This window comes from Finegoldia sp. (assembly GCF_046991905.1).
In the GTDB taxonomy this organism is placed as follows: Bacteria; Bacillota; Clostridia; order Tissierellales; family Peptoniphilaceae; genus Finegoldia.
In genome coordinates this window covers 1-2,211 of record NZ_JBKWZF010000124.1, presented here as the reverse complement: position 1 = coordinate 2,211, position 2,211 = coordinate 1, and the positions used below count along the sequence as shown (strand labels likewise).

Below are 2,211 nucleotides of genomic sequence, written 5' to 3'. Positions count from 1 at the left end.
ATCAGCCAATGATACACCGCCAGCCTTTGCACCTGCTTTCAATGCTTTTTTTATATCTCGTTTTTTAAGTCTTATCATATACACCTCTATAAATTACCTTTGCCCTTAGTCATAAAACTAAAACTCTTTTGCACGAAAAATAAATGCTGATAAAAAATAGGAACATACAAAAGTGAAGCAAGTAATAATTGCAATTACTATTAAACTTATATAATATGTCGTATCAGACACATTTCCACCAATGAATACATTTATTAGAAGGCTTATTCCAACAATAACAGCAACAGAAACAACCAAACTTATGATTGCAGTAATTTCAATTTTTTCCACGCCAAAAAAATAATAGAGTGGATAAAAAAATGAACCAATAAAAATCGCCAAGATACCACCGCCTAAAATAAGTGTAACCGCATCTCGAAAGCCATAATAAAAATATTGATTGCCGTGTATGATAACTGTAAGAAACATGAAGAATGTAACGATTGCCATTCCACCTATACACCAACACAAGTGAATGGTATAGTAACTTTTAACAATATCGTTTCTCCTAACTGGCAATGAAATCTTGTATTTATCCCATTTCGATAAAGTTTCTTTTCTCATACATAAAACAACCAATAACAAAAGTATCGGTGTAATAGATAGAGAATAAATACTTAATAAGGAAGCATTACCCGTGATTGAAACAATAATTCCAAATATAATAGCAAGAGGGAATAAAAGTTTTAGATTTTCGATTACCCCAATAAAATTGTTTTTCAAAAGTCCTTTCATCAATTTTCCCCCTTTACTAACAACAACATAATTTCATCAATCGTTGTATGGTCAATAATAATTTTTGGATATTTTCTTCTGGCTTTTTCAATATCAGAAACCAAAACATCTATCTGATAATCTCTTTTACGGTAAGCCACTATATCTTCTTTATCCAAAGATAAAAAATTCTTATCAGAACATCTCAAAATTGCATAATTGTAAATGAGATTATCTTTTGTTTCAGTAAGAATAATCTTGCCTTTATGGATAAAAGTAATATAATCAGCAATTCTCTCTAAGTCGCTAGTAATATGAGAAGATAAAAGTATTGAATGATTTTCATTTTCTACAAATTCTAAAAAAATATCTAATATTTCCTCACGCATTACAGGGTCTAATCCGCTGGTTGCTTCGTCAAGAATAAGCAAGTTCGGGTGGTGAGATAATGCAACAGCGATTGCTAGTTTCATTGTCATACCTTTAGAGTATTTTGAAATTTTTTGGTTACTATTTAAGGAAAATATTTCTAAATATTTATTAAACAAAGTAATATCCCATTGTTTATAAATTCCTGCCATAATATTTGAAAGTTGTTTTGCCGACAGATAATTCGGAAAATTATCGCCGTCATATACTACACCTATATTTTCTCGGATATGTATATCATTGTCATTCATTTCTTTTCCAAAAATCTCTATCGACCCTTTGTCTTTTTTGAGAGTATTTAAAATACATCCGATTGTTGTTGTTTTCCCTGCACCATTTTCTCCCACAAAGCCCATAACTGTTCCAGTTGGCAAATCAAATGTAACATTATCTAAAGCAAACTCTGAACTGTCATATTCTTTACAGACATTTGATAATTTTAAAGCATACTCCATATTATTCATCCTCCATGTAAAAAAGTGTTAGTAATTCTTGTAGTTTAGAAAGTGAAATATTGTTTGTACGTCCGATTTCTGCGGCAATTTGCAAATGTTCTTCTGCTATGCGTTGTTGTTCTTCTTGATAAAATTCTTTGTTTTGAGCAGATACAAAACTGCCCCTACCTATTGTAGTTTCAATAAAACCATCACGCTGTAAATCTTCATAAGCCTTTTGAACTGTGATTACACTTACATGAAGCGACTTTGCCAAAGCTCTCATTGAGGGAAGACTATCTCCAGCTGTCAATTCTTCGCTCATTATCATTGCCTTAATTTGAGAAGTTATCTGTTCATATATAGGCTTATTAGCATTATTGCTAATAATAATTTCCATATCTTACCTCATTTCAAAATGTACTTTTTGTATAAGTACATTTTAAACACTTTTTCAGATTTGTCAAGAAAAACTTATACTTCTGAATTATGTGCTAAATCTCTTATTTTGCGTATAAGCGTGTAAATCTGTAATGAAATACACGCTTTACATTATTTATCCTACAATCTTCCAGTTACTATCCTTATGTAGCAC

The 2,211-nt window shown here is 30.8% G+C and carries 3 protein-coding genes; all 3 read right to left on the bottom strand.

All coding sequences use genetic code 11. The annotated features are described in order from the left end of the window. Window positions 1-117 precede the first annotated feature (117 nt). From ACLUJM_RS13550 to ACLUJM_RS13540, 3 genes are read right to left on the bottom strand one after another with little or no spacing between them, the layout of a single operon-like run. Window positions 118-774: an ABC-2 transporter permease gene (locus tag ACLUJM_RS13550; RefSeq protein ID WP_347463009.1), complete on the bottom strand. Its 657-nt coding sequence runs from the start codon at window positions 772-774 to the stop codon at window positions 118-120. Further along, entirely contained in the window at window positions 774-1,637 is an 864-nt protein-coding gene (locus tag ACLUJM_RS13545; protein ID WP_173772889.1) for an ABC transporter ATP-binding protein, read from the bottom strand. Before ACLUJM_RS13545 ends, ACLUJM_RS13550 begins: the two co-directional genes overlap by 1 nt. A 1-nt stretch (window position 1,638) precedes the next feature. After that, window positions 1,639-2,016, bottom strand: coding sequence for a GntR family transcriptional regulator (locus tag ACLUJM_RS13540; protein WP_117636866.1), 378 nt, complete (start codon window positions 2,014-2,016; stop codon window positions 1,639-1,641). Between the last annotated feature and the right edge of the window lie 195 nt (window positions 2,017-2,211).